This window comes from Pseudomonas sp. ICBG1301 (assembly GCF_016918385.1).
Classification (GTDB): domain Bacteria; phylum Pseudomonadota; class Gammaproteobacteria; order Pseudomonadales; family Pseudomonadaceae; genus Aquipseudomonas; species Aquipseudomonas palleroniana.
Window position 1 is genome coordinate 160,071 of record NZ_JAEKGB010000009.1, and the last position, 16,696, is coordinate 176,766.

General features: G+C 60.9%; 14 protein-coding genes. All 14 read left to right on the forward strand.

The window, feature by feature from the left end; translation table 11 throughout:
- The first annotated feature begins 114 nt into the window (after positions 1 to 114).
- The 14 genes from JBE38_RS21690 to nuoM all read left to right on the forward strand — a co-directional run bounded on the left by JBE38_RS21690 (position 115) and on the right by nuoM (position 16,690).
- Positions 115 to 852, forward strand: a complete 738-nt coding sequence (locus JBE38_RS21690) for a secretin N-terminal domain-containing protein (protein WP_205345097.1) — start codon at positions 115 to 117, stop codon at positions 850 to 852.
- A 495-nt stretch (positions 853 to 1,347) separates the two neighbouring features.
- Positions 1,348 to 2,673 carry an isocitrate lyase gene (aceA, locus tag JBE38_RS21695; RefSeq protein WP_205345098.1) on the forward strand — a complete coding sequence of 442 codons (1,326 nt, stop codon included), beginning with the start codon at positions 1,348 to 1,350 and terminating at the stop codon, positions 2,671 to 2,673.
- 549 nt (positions 2,674 to 3,222) lie between these two features.
- The gene (locus JBE38_RS21700; RefSeq protein WP_003219575.1) at positions 3,223 to 3,636 is read left to right on the forward strand and encodes an NADH-quinone oxidoreductase subunit A; all 414 of its coding nucleotides are present in this window, start codon (positions 3,223 to 3,225) and stop codon (positions 3,634 to 3,636) included.
- Between the two features lie 10 nt (positions 3,637 to 3,646).
- The gene (locus JBE38_RS21705) at positions 3,647 to 4,321 is read left to right on the forward strand and encodes a NuoB/complex I 20 kDa subunit family protein (RefSeq protein WP_060755665.1); all 675 of its coding nucleotides are present in this window, start codon (positions 3,647 to 3,649) and stop codon (positions 4,319 to 4,321) included.
- A 72-nt stretch (positions 4,322 to 4,393) separates the two neighbouring features.
- A complete protein-coding gene (nuoC, locus tag JBE38_RS21710; RefSeq protein ID WP_060755666.1) occupies positions 4,394 to 6,178 on the forward strand; it encodes an NADH-quinone oxidoreductase subunit C/D in 1,785 nt (594 codons plus the stop codon).
- 2 nt (positions 6,179 to 6,180) lie between these two features.
- Complete coding sequence (gene nuoE, locus JBE38_RS21715) at positions 6,181 to 6,678, forward strand: NADH-quinone oxidoreductase subunit NuoE (RefSeq protein ID WP_003174721.1); 498 nt, start codon at positions 6,181 to 6,183, stop codon at positions 6,676 to 6,678.
- The gene (nuoF, locus tag JBE38_RS21720; protein WP_205345099.1) at positions 6,675 to 8,030 is read left to right on the forward strand and encodes an NADH-quinone oxidoreductase subunit NuoF; all 1,356 of its coding nucleotides are present in this window, start codon (positions 6,675 to 6,677) and stop codon (positions 8,028 to 8,030) included. Before nuoE ends, nuoF begins: the two co-directional genes overlap by 4 nt.
- 135 nt (positions 8,031 to 8,165) lie before the next feature.
- On the forward strand, positions 8,166 to 10,880 hold the full coding sequence (gene nuoG, locus JBE38_RS21725) for an NADH-quinone oxidoreductase subunit NuoG (protein WP_205345100.1): 2,715 nt from the start codon (positions 8,166 to 8,168) through the stop codon (positions 10,878 to 10,880).
- Complete coding sequence (gene nuoH / locus JBE38_RS21730; protein WP_060755669.1) at positions 10,877 to 11,884, forward strand: NADH-quinone oxidoreductase subunit NuoH; 1,008 nt, start codon at positions 10,877 to 10,879, stop codon at positions 11,882 to 11,884. Before nuoG ends, nuoH begins: the two co-directional genes overlap by 4 nt.
- Before the next feature lie 11 nt (positions 11,885 to 11,895).
- Positions 11,896 to 12,444: an NADH-quinone oxidoreductase subunit NuoI gene (nuoI, locus tag JBE38_RS21735; protein WP_003174725.1), complete on the forward strand. Its 549-nt coding sequence runs from the start codon at positions 11,896 to 11,898 to the stop codon at positions 12,442 to 12,444.
- 9 nt (positions 12,445 to 12,453) lie between these two features.
- Positions 12,454 to 12,957: an NADH-quinone oxidoreductase subunit J gene (nuoJ, locus tag JBE38_RS21740; protein WP_060755670.1), complete on the forward strand. Its 504-nt coding sequence runs from the start codon at positions 12,454 to 12,456 to the stop codon at positions 12,955 to 12,957.
- Between the two features lie 2 nt (positions 12,958 to 12,959).
- Positions 12,960 to 13,268, forward strand: a complete 309-nt coding sequence (nuoK, locus tag JBE38_RS21745; protein ID WP_003174727.1) for an NADH-quinone oxidoreductase subunit NuoK — start codon at positions 12,960 to 12,962, stop codon at positions 13,266 to 13,268.
- Positions 13,265 to 15,118 (forward strand): NADH-quinone oxidoreductase subunit L, encoded by a 1,854-nt coding sequence (gene nuoL / locus JBE38_RS21750; protein WP_205345101.1) that lies wholly within the window; start codon positions 13,265 to 13,267, stop codon positions 15,116 to 15,118. Before nuoK ends, nuoL begins: the two co-directional genes overlap by 4 nt.
- Before the next feature lie 39 nt (positions 15,119 to 15,157).
- Complete coding sequence (gene nuoM / locus JBE38_RS21755; RefSeq protein ID WP_016974046.1) at positions 15,158 to 16,690, forward strand: NADH-quinone oxidoreductase subunit M; 1,533 nt, start codon at positions 15,158 to 15,160, stop codon at positions 16,688 to 16,690.
- Positions 16,691 to 16,696: the final 6 nt, after the last annotated feature.

A 16,696-nucleotide genomic window follows, 5' to 3' on the forward strand; every position in this document is an offset into this window, starting at 1 on the left:
CACCAGCAATACCCTGCCCTGCCAGGGCATTTTGCCGTCTACGATTCAATTTGCGGCCTGCCGGGCCGACAAACTGGCACTATCACGCCTAATTGACTCGCAGAGATAACGGACATGTCCCTACGCACCCTGCTCATCGCACTCCTCCTGGCCGCCAGCGCCCCGGCCGTGGCCGACACCGAAGTCGTCAACCTGAGCAATCGCACCAGCGCCGACCTCCTGCCCGTGGCGCAGAATTTCATCGGCAAGGACGGCAGCGTCAGCGCCTACGGTAACCAGCTTATCGTCAAGGCCGACCCCGGCAAGATCCAGGACCTGCGCGCACTGCTCGCGCAATTGGACACGCCCGCCAAACGCCTGTTGATCACCGTCGACACCAACGAGAACAATCAGCAAAACACCGGCGACAGCCAGACTCGCATCATCAGCTACGGCACTGCCAGCCGCGACGGCGGTGTCCAGCAGATCCAGGCGAGCGAAGGCGTGCCCGCATTGATCCAGGTCGGCCAGAGCGTTCCGCTGACCACCACCCAGCAAGACAGCTACGGCCGCCTGCAAAACCAGACCCAGTATCGCAACGTCACCCAGGGTTTTTACGTCACCGTCAGCGTCACCGGCGAGACCGTACACCTGAGCATCAGTACCAACCGTGACCGCATGAGCCAGGAACGCCCCGATGTAGTGAACGTCCAGAGCACCGACACAACCGTCAGCGGGCGCCTGGGCGAGTGGATCCCCCTGGCCGGTATCAATCGCGAGACCCAGGCCGACAAATCCTCTACAACCCGCAGCTACTCTACCCAGGGCCGCGATGACCTGACTTTGCGGGTCAAGGTCGACACCCTGAACTGAAGCACCGGAAACTGACTGATGAGTCGTATTAGACCAAAGATGTAGTGCTTGAAAAAAAGCACTACAAAACATTTGACGATCGAAAAAAGCCTGGGCATGATGGCCTCGCTCCCGCTAATCAGGGGCCCTGGCAAGGGCCTTCGGATCGCCGCTCCAAGCTACCCACCCGAGCCGATTCGTGTCTGTACCGCCCACAAGGTGTGTTTGACGAGGTTGCGACTGGAACGAAGTTGTCCCGAGGGACGGAAGCCAACCAGGTAACCCGGCTACACACTGATGGATCGTACCAAGGCCCACGACGCCCGAAGACCGTTCGCAGTTTGCCCCTACCTGCTCAATTCCACCCTTGAGCCAATCGTTCATCCCGTCGCCTTCCCCGCCAAGCCCGGCTTGACCACCTGAGCTTCTGGTCAGCGAGCAGCCAAAACCACGCACTTACTACGTGGCTGGCAAATGGAATTTTCCACCTAGACCTATGCGACGAGGTTTTTCCCCATGGCACTGACACGCGAACAGCAAATTGCAGCCCTTGAAAAAGACTGGGCTGAAAACCCACGCTGGAAAGGCGTAGCCCGCGCTTATTCCGCTGCTGACGTCGTCCGCCTGCGTGGCTCGGTTCAACCTGAGCACACCTTTGCAAAACTCGGCGCCGAGAAGCTGTGGAAGCTGGTCACCCAAGGTGCCAAGCCTTCCTTCCGTCCCGACAAAGATTTCGTCAACTGCATGGGCGCCCTCACTGGCGGCCAGGCAGTTCAACAGGTAAAAGCCGGTATCCAGGCGATCTACCTGTCCGGCTGGCAAGTGGCAGCGGACAACAACTCCGCTGAATCCATGTACCCCGACCAATCGCTGTACCCGGTGGACTCGGTGCCGACCGTGGTCAAGCGCATCAACAACTCGTTCCGTCGTGCCGACCAGATCCAGTGGAAAGCCGGCAAGAACCCGGGTGACGAAGGCTACATCGACTACTTCGCACCGATCGTGGCCGACGCTGAAGCCGGTTTCGGCGGCGTACTGAACGCCTACGAGCTGATGAAGAGCATGATCGAGGCCGGCGCTGCCGGCGTGCACTTCGAAGACCAGCTGGCTTCGGTGAAGAAATGCGGCCACATGGGTGGCAAGGTGTTGGTACCGACCCAGGAAGCTGTGCAGAAGCTGACCGCTGCGCGCCTGGCCGCTGACGTCGCCGGCACGCCAACCATCATCCTGGCGCGCACCGATGCCAACGCCGCCGACTTGCTGACCTCGGACTGCGACCCGTACGACAAGCCGTTCGTCACTGGCGAGCGCACCCAGGAAGGCTTCTACAAGGTACGCGCCGGCCTCGACCAGGCCATTGCCCGCGGCCTGGCCTATGCGCCGTATGCGGACCTGATCTGGTGCGAAACCGCCAAGCCTGACCTGGAAGAAGCCCGTCGTTTCGCCGAAGCGATCAAGAAGGAATACCCGGACCAACTGCTGTCCTACAACTGCTCGCCTTCTTTCAACTGGAAGAAGAACCTGGACGACGCGACCATCGCCAAGTTCCAGCGCGAACTGTCAGCCATGGGCTACAAGCACCAGTTCATCACTCTGGCCGGCATTCACAACATGTGGCACAGCATGTTCAACCTGGCGCACGACTACGCCCGCAACGACATGACCGCCTACGTGAAGCTGCAGGAGCAGGAGTTCGCTGACGCCGCCAAAGGCTACACCTTCGTGGCGCACCAGCAGGAAGTGGGCACCGGCTACTTCGACGACATGACTACCGTGATCCAGGGCGGCACCTCGTCCGTGACCGCACTGACCGGTTCGACCGAAGAAGAGCAGTTCCACTAAGCACCGAGCAAACGGCCATTGCGGCCGCATGGAAGACCTAACCGCAATGCCGCAAAACAATCACGCCCCGACTGGTTCGGGGCGTTTTTTTTGCCTGCCCCCCCTCCCACAGGGAACGCAGGCTTTCTGAGGATTTTGCGCAAAACATTGATCCAGGGCGGTATCTGCGCAAGCCTGGTCGGTTATAAGGATCCGTTCAGGCAACTAAGCGGCACTCAAGCAAGTAACGGCAACTTCTGCGCCCCCACCACAAACATCCGCTTAAAACCCACCCAAACAATATTCATTATCATTTAGAGCATGAGAACTTCTTTACAGCTAAAACAAAACATAATTGGTGAAAAGCCGGCTAATCCCCGCCCCGCAAGGGCTACAGCCCCACAAAGGTGCACTATGTGCTTATTCCATCGAATAATTTCGCTATCGGAATTTTACTTGCCCGGTGTTTAGCCATAAAATCACCGCGATTGATTGCAGTGCGACATATCGTCACTGCATCGTTACTTTTTCGAGCTCAGAGACCTTTGCTCTCTGTTAAGGATTTCCAGCATGACCGAAGCGACAGGACTCATGGCCCACAACTGGGGCTTTGCCATTTTCCTCCTCGGTGTTGTCGGCCTTTGCGCCTTCATGCTCGGTGTTTCCAGCCTCCTCGGGTCAAAAGCCTGGGGCCGCAGCAAGAATGAACCGTTCGAGTCCGGCATGCTGCCTACAGGTGGCGCCCGCTTGCGGCTCTCAGCCAAATTCTATCTGGTCGCGATGCTGTTCGTGATCTTCGATATCGAAGCCCTCTTTCTCTTTGCCTGGTCTGTGTCCGTCCGCGAAAGCGGCTGGACCGGATTCGTCGAAGCCCTCGTTTTCATAGCAATTCTGTTGGCAGGCCTTGTCTACCTATTCCGAGTGGGCGCCCTTGACTGGGCTCCGGAAGCTCGTCGTAAGCGGCAAGCGAAGCTGAAACAATGAGGCTTTGGCGATGCAATACAATCTCACCAGGATCGACCCGGATGCTCCTAACGAGCAGTACCCCATCGGCGAACGGGAAACCGTTTCCGACCCGTTAGAAGACCAAGTCCACAAAAACATCTACATGGGCAAGCTGGAAGACGTGCTGAGTGGCGCGGTCAACTGGGGGCGTAAGAACTCCCTGTGGCCGTACAACTTCGGTCTTTCGTGCTGCTACGTGGAAATGACCACCGCCTTCACGGCGCCCCACGACATCGCGCGCTTCGGCGCCGAAGTTATCCGGGCATCGCCGCGCCAGGCGGACTTCATGGTTATCGCCGGCACCTGCTTCATCAAGATGGCGCCGATCATCCAGCGTCTCTACGAGCAAATGCTCGAACCGAAATGGGTTATCTCCATGGGTTCGTGCGCCAACTCCGGTGGCATGTACGACATCTACTCCGTTGTCCAGGGGGTGGACAAGTTCCTGCCCGTGGACGTCTACGTGCCTGGCTGCCCGCCTCGCCCTGAAGCGTTCCTGCAAGGCTTGATGCTATTGCAGGAATCGATCGGCAAGGAGCGTCGCCCACTGTCCTGGGTCGTCGGTGAACAAGGCGTCTATCGCGCCGAGATGCCGTCTCAAAAGGAACAGCGCCGCGAACAGCGAATCGCAGTCACCAACCTGCGCAGCCCTGACGAAGTCTGATCCAGCACCGCTTCTTTTATAGAACGAAAACCTGGCTTCATTCTTTACGTTGACCGAAAGCGATAAAAAACCATGACTACAGGCAGTGCTCTGTATATCCCGCCTTACAAGGCAGACGACCAGGATGTGGTCGTCGAACTCAACAACCGTTTCGGCCCTGACGCCTTCACCGCCCAGGCCACGCGCACCGGCATGCCGGTGCTGTGGGTGGCGCGTGCCAAGCTCGTCGAAGTCCTGACCTTCCTGCGCAACCTGCCCAAGCCGTACGTCATGCTCTATGACCTGCATGGCGTGGACGAGCGTCTGCGCACCAAGCGCCAAGGGCTGCCGAGCGGCGCCGATTTCACCGTGTTCTACCACCTGATGTCGCTGGAACGTAACAGCGATGTGATGATCAAGGTCGCGCTGTCTGAAACTGACCTGAGCATCCCGACCGTAACCGGCATCTGGCCGAACGCCAGCTGGTACGAGCGTGAAGTCTGGGACATGTTCGGCATCGACTTCCCGGGCCACCCGCACCTGTCGCGCATCATGATGCCGCCGACCTGGGAAGGTCACCCGCTGCGCAAGGACTTCCCTGCCCGCGCGACCGAATTCGACCCGTTCAGCCTCAACCTGGCCAAGCAACAGCTTGAAGAAGAGGCTGCCCGCTTCCGTCCGGAAGACTGGGGCATGAAGCGTTCCGGCACCAACGAGGACTACATGTTCCTCAACCTGGGCCCGAACCACCCTTCGGCGCACGGTGCCTTCCGTATCATCCTGCAACTGGACGGCGAAGAAATCGTCGACTGCGTGCCGGACATCGGCTACCACCACCGCGGTGCCGAGAAGATGGCTGAGCGCCAGTCGTGGCACAGTTTCATCCCGTACACCGACCGTATCGACTACCTCGGCGGCGTGATGAACAACCTGCCGTACGTGCTCTCGGTCGAGAAGCTGGCCGGTATCAAGGTGCCGGACCGCGTCGACACCATCCGCATCATGATGGCCGAGTTCTTCCGGATCACCAGCCACCTGCTGTTCCTGGGTACCTATATCCAGGACGTCGGTGCCATGACCCCGGTGTTCTTCACCTTTACCGACCGCCAGCGCGCCTACAAGGTCATCGAAGCCGTCACCGGTTTCCGCCTGCACCCGGCCTGGTATCGCATCGGCGGTGTTGCCCACGACCTGCCGAACGGCTGGGAGCGTCTGGTCAAGGAATTCGTCGAGTGGATGCCCAAGCGTCTGGACGAGTACCAAAAGGCTGCGCTGGACAACAGCATCCTCAAGGGCCGCACCATCGGCGTCGCCCAGTACAACACCAAAGAGGCCCTGGAATGGGGCGTCACCGGTGCCGGCCTGCGTTCCACCGGCTGCGATTTCGACCTGCGTAAAGCGCGCCCGTACTCCGGCTACGAGAACTTCGAATTCGAAGTACCGCTGGGGGCCAATGGCGATGCCTACGACCGTTGCATCGTGCGCGTCGAAGAAATGCGCCAGAGCCTGAAGATAATCGAGCAGTGCATGCGCAACATGCCGGCAGGCCCGTACAAGGCGGACCACCCGCTGACCACGCCGCCGCCGAAAGAGCGCACGCTGCAGCACATCGAAACCCTGATCACGCACTTCCTGCAGGTTTCGTGGGGCCCGGTCATGCCGGCCAACGAATCCTTCCAGATGATCGAAGCGACCAAGGGTATCAACAGTTATTACCTGACGAGCGATGGCGGCACCATGAGCTACCGCACCCGGATCCGTACCCCGAGCTTCGCCCACTTGCAGCAGATCCCTTCGGTGATCAAAGGCGAGATGGTCGCGGACTTGATTGCGTACCTGGGTAGTATCGATTTCGTTATGGCCGACGTGGACCGCTAAGCATGAACAGCACGCTTATCCAGACAGACCGTTTCACCTTGAGTGAAACCGAGCGCTCGGCCATCGAGCACGAGCTGCATCACTACGAAGACCCGCGCGCGGCGTCGATCGAAGCCTTGAAGATCGTCCAGAAGGAACGTGGCTGGGTGCCGGACGGCGCGCTCTACGCCATCGGCGAGATCCTCGGCATCCCTGCCAGCGACGTTGAAGGCGTGGCCACGTTCTACAGCCAGATCTTCCGCCAGCCCGTGGGCCGCCACATCATTCGCGTGTGCGACAGCATGGTCTGCTACATCGGTGGCCACGAATCTGTGGTCAGCGAGATCCAGAACAAGCTGGGCATCGGCCTCGGCCAGACCACCCCGGATGGCCGCTTCACGCTGCTGCCGGTGTGCTGCCTGGGCAACTGCGACAAGGCGCCGGCGTTGATGATCGACGACGACACATTCGGTGACGTGCAGCCCGCTGGCGTGACCCAATTGCTTGAGGGCTACCCATGACCCTTACATCTTTCGGCCCGGCCAACCTGATCAAGCGTTCGCCCGAGACCCACCCGCTGACCTGGCGCCTGCGTGACGATGCCGAGCCGGTATGGTTCGACGAGTACCAGGCCAAGAACGGCTACGCCGCTGCGCGCAAGGCCTTCGCCGACATGGCTCAGGACGATATCGTCCAGACCGTGAAGGACGCCGGCCTTAAAGGTCGCGGTGGTGCAGGCTTCCCCACGGGCGTGAAGTGGGGCCTGATGCCCAAGGACGAATCCATCAACATCCGCTACCTGCTGTGCAACGCGGATGAAATGGAGCCCAACACCTGGAAAGACCGCATGCTGATGGAGCAACTGCCCCATCTGCTGATCGAAGGCATGCTGATCAGCGCCCGCGCGCTGAAAACCTACCGTGGCTACATCTTCCTGCGTGGCGAGTACACCACCGCCGCCAAGCACCTCAACCGTGCCGTGGAAGAAGCCAAGGCCGCCGGCCTGCTGGGCAAGAACATCCTCGGTTCAGGCTTTGATTTCGAACTGTTCGTGCACACCGGCGCCGGGCGTTATATCTGCGGTGAAGAAACCGCACTGATCAACTCCCTCGAAGGCCGCCGCGCCAACCCGCGCTCCAAGCCACCCTTCCCTGCCGCCGTGGGCGTGTGGGGCAAGCCGACGTGCGTGAACAACGTCGAGACCCTGTGCAACGTGCCGGCGATCATCGCCGACGGCGTGGACTGGTACAAATCCCTGGCCCGCGAAGGCAGCGAAGACATGGGCACCAAGCTCATGGGCTTCTCCGGCAAGGTCAAGAACCCGGGCCTGTGGGAACTGCCCTTCGGCGTCACCGCCCGCGAGCTGTTCGAGGACTACGCCGGCGGCATGCGCGACGGCTACACCTTGAAAGCCTGGCAGCCAGGCGGCGCCGGCACCGGCTTCCTGCTGCCCGAGCACCTCGACGCACAAATGTATGCCGGCGGCATCGGCAAGGTGGGCACCCGTATGGGTACTGGCCTGGCGATGGCGGTGGACAACACCGTGAACATGGTCTCGCTGCTGCGCAACATGGAGCAGTTCTTTGCCCGTGAATCCTGTGGCTTCTGCACCCCATGCCGCGACGGCCTGCCGTGGAGCGTGAAGCTGCTGATGGCCCTGGAAAAAGGTGAAGGCCGCGAGGGTGACATCGAGACCCTGCTGGGTCTGGTCGGCTTCCTCGGCCCGGGCAAGACTTTCTGTGCTCACGCACCGGGCGCCGTGGAGCCATTGGGCAGCGCAATCAAATACTTCCGCTCGGAGTTCGAAGCCGGCATCGCGCCTGTCAGCGCCGCCGTCCCGCCTCTGGCAAGGCCGATCGTAGTCGGCGCGTAACGCTTAAAGAAGCGAAGGGTCCGTGCCCTTCGCTTTCTCATGTGCTGACGCCTTGATGGCTGTGTAGATGCACATGAATAACAAGATTCCATTAGCCACGCCCGCTGACAACGGGCCAACGAAGAACTTTGAACCATGGCCACTATCCACGTAGACGGCAAAGCGCTCGAAGTCGATGGGGCGGACAACCTGTTACAGGCCTGTCTGTCACTCGGTCTCGATATCCCGTATTTCTGCTGGCACCCCGCACTTGGTAGCGTCGGTGCCTGTCGCCAGTGTGCGGTCAAGCAGTACACCGACGAGAACGACACCCGTGGTCGTATCGTCATGTCGTGCATGACCCCAGCCACCGACAACACCTGGATCTCCATCGACGATGAAGAATCCAAGGCGTTCCGCGCCAGCGTCGTCGAATGGCTGATGACCAACCACCCCCACGACTGCCCGGTCTGTGAGGAAGGCGGTCACTGCCACCTGCAAGACATGACGGTGATGACCGGCCACAACGAGCGCCGTTATCGCTTCACCAAGCGTACCCACCAGAACCAGGACCTCGGCCCGTTCATTTCCCACGAAATGAACCGCTGCATCGCCTGCTACCGTTGCGTGCGCTTCTATAAGGACTACGCCGGCGGCACCGACCTGGGTGTATTCGGCGCCCACGACAACGTGTACTTCGGTCGCGTTGAAGACGGCGTGCTCGAAAGCGAGTTCTCCGGCAACCTCACCGAGGTCTGCCCGACCGGTGTGTTCACCGACAAGACCCACTCCGAGCGCTACAACCGTAAATGGGACATGCAATTCGCCCCGAGCATCTGCCATGGCTGCTCCAGCGGTTGCAACATCTCCCCGGGCGAGCGTTACGGTGAACTGCGTCGTATCGAAAACCGCTTCAACGGTTCGGTCAACCAGTACTTCCTGTGCGACCGTGGCCGTTTCGGCTATGGCTACGTCAACCGCGAAGACCGTCCGCGCCAGCCACTGTTGGCCGGTGGCGCCAAGCTGAGCCTGGACGAGGCGCTGGATAAAGCCGCCGACCTGCTGCGCGGTCGCAACATCGTCGGCATCGGTTCGCCCCGCGCCAGCCTCGAGAGCAACTACGCGTTGCGCGAACTGGTCGGCGCCGAGCACTTCTACTCCGGTATCGAAGCCGCTGAGCTGGAGCGCATCCGCCTGGTCCTGCAGGTGCTGAACGACAGCCCGCTGCCGGTGCCGAACATGCGCGACATCGAAGACCACGACGCGATCTTCGTGCTCGGTGAAGACCTGACCCAGACCGCTGCGCGTATCGCCCTGTCCCTGCGCCAGTCGGTCAAAGGCAAGGCCGAAGCCATGGCCGATGCCATGCGCGTGCAGCCTTGGCTCGACGCCGCAGTGAAGAATATCGGCCAGCACGCGCTGAACCCGCTGTTTATCGCAAGCCTGGCTGAAACCAAGCTCGACGACATCGCCGAAGAATGCGTCCATGCCGCGCCGGACGACCTGGCTCGCCTCGGTTTCGCCGTGGCCCACGCCCTCGACGCCAGTGCACCTGCCGTCGAAGGCCTGGACACTGAGGCCGCTGCACTGGCCCAGCGTATCGCCGACGCCCTGCTGGCGGCCAAGCGCCCATTGATCATTGCCGGCACCTCGCTGGGTTCCAAGGCGCTGATCGAAGCCGCGGCCAACATCGCCAAGGCATTGAAGCTGCGCGACAAGAACGGTTCCATCAGCCTGGTCGTGCCGGAAGCCAACAGCCTTGGCCTGGCCATGCTCGGTGGCGAGTCCGTGGACGCGGCCCTGCAGGCAGTCATCGACGGCAGCGCCGATGCCATCGTGGTGCTGGAGAACGACCTGTACACCCGCACCGATGCGGCCAAGGTTGACGCTGCGCTGAACGCCGCCAAGGTGTTGATCGTTGCCGACCACCAGAAGACCGCTACCAGCGAACGCGCCGACCTGGTGCTGCCGGCTGCCACCTTCGCTGAAGGCGACGGCACCCTGGTCAGCCAGGAAGGCCGTGCCCAGCGCTTCTTCCAGGTGTTCGATCCGAAGTACATGGACGCCAGCATCCTGGTCCACGAAGGCTGGCGCTGGCTGCATGCCCTGCGCGCCACCCTGCTGAACCAGCCGATCGACTGGACCCAGCTTGACCACGTCACCGCCGCTACCGCCGCAAGCGCACCGCAACTGGCGCGTATCGTCGATGCCGCGCCATCCGCCGCGTTCCGCATCAAGGGCTTGAAACTGGCCCGCGAACCGCTGCGTTACTCCGGTCGTACCGCCATGCGCGCCAACATCAGCGTGCACGAACCACGTACCCCGCAAGACCCGGATACCGCGTTCAACTTCTCCATGGAAGGTTACTCGGGTTCGGCCGAGCCGCGTCAGCAAGTGCCGTTTGCCTGGTCTCCAGGCTGGAACTCGCCGCAGGCCTGGAACAAGTTCCAGGATGAAGTCGGTGGTCATATCCGTGCTGGCGACCCGGGCACCCGCCTGATCGAAAGCACCGGTGATTCACTGAACTGGTTCGCTGCGGTACCGCGTCCGTTCAACCCGGCCCAGGGCACCTGGCAGGTCGTACCGTTCTTCCACCTGTTCGGCAGCGAAGAGAACTCTTCCAAGGCCGCGCCGGTTCAGGAACGTATCCCGGCCGCCTACGTGTCGGTCGCCAAGTCCGAAGCCGATCGCCTGGGCGTCAACGACGGTGCCCTGCTCAGCCTGAATGTGGCCGGCCAGACCCTGCGTCTGCCGCTGCGCATCAACGATGAGTTGGGTGCCGGCCTGGTTGCACTGCCTAAAGGCCTCGCCGGTATTCCGCCGGCGATCTTTGGCAAAACCGTTGACGGTCTGCAGGAGGCAGCGCAATGACCTGGTTCACCCCTGAAGTGATCGACGTGATCATTGCGGTCCTCAAGGCTGTTGTGATCCTGTTGGCCGTGGTCGTCGCGGGCGCCCTGCTCAGCTTCGTCGAGCGTCGCCTGCTGGGCTGGTGGCAGGACCGTTACGGTCCGAACCGCGTTGGCCCGTTCGGCATGTTCCAGATCGCCGCCGACATGCTGAAAATGTTCTTCAAGGAAGACTGGACCCCACCGTTTGCCGACAAGGTGATCTTCACCCTGGCACCGGTCGTGGCCATGAGTGCCTTGCTGATCGCCTTCGCGATCATCCCGATCACCCCGACCTGGGGCGTGGCGGACCTGAACATCGGCTTGCTGTTCTTCTTCGCCATGGCCGGCTTGTCGGTGTATGCGGTGCTGTTCGCCGGTTGGTCGAGCAACAACAAGTTCGCCCTGCTGGGCAGCTTGCGGGCTTCGGCCCAGACCGTGTCCTACGAAGTGTTCATGGGCCTGGCGCTGATGGGCATCGTGGTGCAGGTCGGCTCGTTCAACATGCGCGACATCGTCGAGTACCAGGCACAGAACCTGTGGTTCATCATTCCGCAGTTCTTTGGCTTCTGCACCTTCTTCATCGCCGGCGTCGCCGTGACTCACCGTCACCCGTTCGACCAGCCTGAAGCGGAACAGGAACTGGCCGACGGTTACCACATTGAATACGCCGGCATGAAATGGGGCATGTTCTTCGTTGGCGAGTACATCGGCATCATCTTGATCTCGGCCCTGCTGGTCACGCTGTTCTTCGGCGGCTGGCACGGTCCGTTCGGCATCCTGCCGCAGTTGGCGTTCTTCTGGTTCTTCCTGAAGACCGCGTTCTTCATCATGTTGTTCATCCTGCTGCGCGCTTCCATTCCGCGCCCACGCTATGACCAGGTGATGGATTTCAGCTGGCGCTTCTGCCTGCCGCTGACCCTGATCAATTTGCTGGTGACGGCTGCCGTTGTGTTGTTGAACACGCCAGCCGGCGCGGTTCAGTGAGGATTTGACCCATGTTCAAATATATTGGCGACATCGTTAAGGGTACCGGTACCCAGTTGCGAAGCCTGGTGATGGTGTTCGGTCACGGCTTCCGCAAACGCGACACCCTGCAATACCCGGAAGAAGCGGTGTACCTGCCGCCGCGCTATCGCGGCCGCATCGTGCTGACCCGCGACCCCGATGGTGAAGAGCGTTGCGTAGCCTGCAACCTGTGCGCCGTGGCGTGCCCAGTGGGTTGCATCTCCCTGCAGAAAGCTGAAACCGAAGACGGTCGCTGGTACCCGGACTTCTTCCGCATCAACTTCTCGCGCTGCATTTTCTGCGGCCTCTGCGAGGAAGCTTGCCCGACCACCGCGATCCAGCTGACACCGGATTTCGAGATGGCCGAGTTCAAACGTCAGGACCTGGTGTACGAGAAAGAAGATCTGCTGATCTCTGGTCCCGGTAAAAACCCTGATTACAACTTCTATCGTGTTGCAGGTATGGCCGTTGCCGGTAAGCCAAAAGGCGCCGCACAAAACGAAGCCGAGCCGATCAACGTGAAGAGCTTGCTGCCTTAAGGAAGAAAGATGGAATTCGCTTTCTATTTCGCATCGGGTATCGCGGTTGTGTCCACGCTTCGCGTGATCACCAACACCAACCCCGTGCACGCCCTGCTCTACCTGATCATTTCGCTGATCGCCGTGGCCATGACCTTCTTCAGCCTCGGCGCACCGTTCGCCGGTGTCCTGGAAGTGATCGCCTACGCCGGTGCCATCATGGTGCTGTTCGTGTTTGTGGTGATGATGCTCAACCTGGGGCCGGCTTCGGTCGCCCAGGAGCGCGTCTGGCTCAAACCCGGCATCTGGCTCGGCCCGGTTGTCCTCGCCGCCCTGCTGCTGGGTGAACTGCTGTATGTGCTGTTCGCTCACCAGAGCGGCCAGGCCATCGGCCACACCACCGTGGATGCGAAAGCCGTGGGCGTCAGCCTGTTCGGCCCGTACCTGCTGGTGGTCGAACTGGCGTCGATGCTGCTGCTCGCCGCAGCCGTCACCGCCTTCCACTTGGGCCGCAACGAAGCCAAGGAGCAATGACGATGCCTGCTATCCCCTTGGAGCATGGTCTGGCGGTCGCCGGCATCCTGTTCTGCCTTGGCCTGGTCGGCCTGATGGTCCGCCGTAACATTCTGTTCGTGTTGATGAGCCTGGAAATCATGATGAACGCCGCAGCACTGGCCTTCATCGTCGCGGGTGCACGTTGGGGCCAGCCGGATGGACAAGTCATGTTCATCCTGGTGATCAGCCTGGCAGCCGCCGAGGCCAGTATCGGCCTGGCGATCCTGCTGCAACTGTATCGTCGCTTCCATACGCTTGATATCGACGCTGCCAGTGAGATGCGCGGATGAACATGATCTTTCTGACTTTCGTATTTCCCCTGATCGGTTTCCTGCTGCTGTCGTTCTCCCGTGGACGCTGGTCGGAAAACCTCTCGGCCCTGGTGGGCGTGGGCTCGATTGGCCTGTCGGCGATCGTTGCCGCCTACGTCATCTGGCAATTCAACGTGGCCCCGCCGGAAGGCGGCCACTACACCCTGGTGCTGTGGCAGTGGATGTCGGTGGAGGGCTTCAAGCCCAACTTCGCCCTCTACATCGACGGCCTGTCGATCACGATGCTCGGCGTGGTGGTGGGCGTGGGTTTCCTGATCCACCTGTTCGCGTCCTGGTACATGCGCGGTGAAGCCGGTTACTCGCGCTTCTTCTCGTACACCAACCTGTTTATCGCCAGCATGCTGTTCCTGGTACTGGGCGATAACCTGTTGTTCCTGTACTTCGGCTGGGAAGGCGTGGGCCTGTGCTCGTACCTGCTGATCGGTTTCTACTACAGCAACCGCAACAACGGTAACGCGGCACTCAAGGCCTTTATCGTCACCCGTATCGGCGACGTGTTCATGGCAATCGGCCTGTTCATCCTGTTCCAACAGGTGGGCACGCTGAACATCCAGGAACTGCTGGTACTGGCACCGCAGAAATTCCAGGTCGGCGACTTCTGGATCACCCTGGCCACCCTGATGCTGCTGGGCGGTGCCGTGGGTAAATCCGCGCAACTGCCGCTGCAAACCTGGCTGGCGGATGCGATGGCCGGTCCTACCCCGGTTTCGGCACTGATCCACGCCGCAACCATGGTAACCGCTGGTGTCTACCTGATTGCACGTACCCATGGCCTGTTCACCCTGGCGCCGGAAATCCTGCACCTGGTCGGCCTGGTCGGCGGCGTGACCCTGGTGCTGGCCGGCTTCGCCGCGCTGGTACAGACCGACATCAAGCGCATCCTCGCCTACTCGACCATGAGCCAGATCGGCTACATGTTCCTGGCCCTGGGCGTCGGTGCCTGGGACGCGGCGATCTTCCACCTGATGACCCACGCCTTCTTCAAGGCCCTGCTGTTCCTTGCTTCCGGTGCGGTGATCGTTGCCTGCCACCACGAGCAGAACATCTTCAAGATGGGTGGCCTGTGGAAAAAACTGCCGTTGGCCTACGCCAGCTTCATCGTCGGTGGTGCCGCCCTGGCTGCCCTGCCGTTGGTGACCGCTGGTTTCTACTCCAAGGACGAGATCCTCTGGGAAGCCTTTGCCAGCGGTAACCAGAACCTGCTGTACGCAGGCCTGGTGGGTGCGTTCATGACCTCGCTGTACACCTTCCGCCTGATCTTCATCACCTTCCACGGTGAAGCCAAGACCGAAGCACACGCAGGCCACGGCATCTCGCACTGGCTGCCATTGTCGGTACTGATCGTGCTGTCGACTTTCGTCGGTGCAATGATCACGCCGCCACTGCACGGCGTATTGCCACAAAGCGTCGGCCATGCCGGCGGCGAAGCCCAGCACAGCCTGGAAATCGTCTCGGGCGCCATCGCCATTGCCGGTATCCTGCTGGCGGCCCTGCTGTTCCTCGGCAAGCGTCGCTTCGTGACCGCCGTTGCCAACAGTGGCATTGGCCGCCTCCTTTCGGCCTGGTGGTTCGCTGCCTGGGGCTTCGATTGGATCTACGACAAACTGTTCGTCAAGCCATACCTGGCCATCAGCCATGTACTGCGTAAAGACCCGCTCGACCAGACCATCGGTTTGATCCCGCGTGCCGCCAAGGCCGGTCACACCGCCCTGAGCCGCAGCGAGACTGGCCAACTGCGCTGGTATGCAGCTTCCATGGCGGCCGGTGCCGTGCTAGTGATCGGCGCCATCGTAGTGGTAGCGGTCTGATATGAACTTTGCGAACTTGCGAAAGGAAACGAGCCCGTCATGATTCTGCCCTGGCTAATCCTGATCCCCTTTATCGGCGGCCTGCTCTGCTGGATGGGTGAACGCTTCGGCGCCACCCTCCCCCGCTGGATTGCGTTGCTGACCATGTCCCTGGAACTCGCACTCGGCCTCTGGCTGTGGGCCCATGGTGACTATTCATTCGCTCCGGCACCGGGTGTCGATCCAACCTTCGCGCTTGAATTCAAGCACGTGTGGATCCAGCGCTTCGGCATCAACGTGCACCTGGCCCTCGACGGCCTGTCGCTGTTGATGATCCTGCTGACCGGCCTGCTGGGTATCCTCTCGGTACTCTGCTCCTGGAAAGAAATCCAACGTCACGTGGGCTTCTTCCACCTGAACCTGATGTGGATCCTGGGCGGCGTCGTCGGCGTGTTCCTCGCCCTCGACCTGTTCATGTTCTTCTTCTTCTGGGAAATGATGCTGGTGCCGATGTACTTCCTCATCGCGCTCTGGGGTCACAGTTCTTCGGACGGCAAGAAAACCCGGATCTACGCGGCGACCAAGTTCTTCATCTTCACCCAGGCTTCCGGCCTGATCATGTTGGTGGCGATCCTGGGCCTGGTACTGGTCAACTTCAACAACACCGGCGTGATTACCTTCAACTACGCCGACCTGTTGAAAACCAAGATGTCCCTGACCACCGAGTACATCCTGATGCTGGGCTTCTTCATCGCATTCGCGGTGAAGCTGCCGGTGGTGCCGTTCCACTCCTGGCTGCCTGACGCTCACGCCCAGGCGCCAACAGCAGGTTCGGTCGACCTGGCCGGTATCCTGTTGAAGACTGCGGCGTATGGTCTGCTGCGTTTCGCCCTGCCGCTGTTCCCGAATGCCTCGGCCGAGTTCGCGCCGATCGCCATGACCCTGGGTCTGATCGGGATCTTCTACGGCGCGTTCCTGGCCTTCGCGCAAACCGACATCAAGCGTCTGATCGCGTTCTCGTCCGTTTCGCACATGGGTTTCGTACTGATCGGCATCTACTCCGGCAGCCAGCTGGCGTTGCAAGGCGCAGTGATCCAGATGCTGGCCCACGGTGTCTCGGCCGCTGCCCTCTTTATCCTGAGTGGCCAGTTGTACGAACGCCTGCACACCCGTGACATGCGTGAGATGGGTGGCGTGTGGTCGCGCATCGCCTACCTGCCGGCGATCAGCCTGTTCTTTGCCGCGGCGTCCCTGGGCCTGCCGGGCACCGGTAACTTCATCGGCGAATTCCTGATCCTGATGGGCTCGTTCGTACAGACACCGTGGATCAGCGCCATCGCTACATCCGGCCTGGTATTCGGTTCGGTCTACTCGCTGATCATGATCCACCGCGCCTATTTCGGCCCGGCCAAGTCCGACACCGTCCTGCAAGGGATGGATGCTCGCGAACTGATCATGGTGCTCGGCCTTGCGGTACTGCTGATCTACATCGGCGTGTACCCGCAACCGTTCCTGGACACTTCTGCCGCAACGATGCATGGCGTGCAGCAGTGGTTCGGCACCGCCTTCTCTCAACTCGCTTCGGCCCGGTAAGAGCGC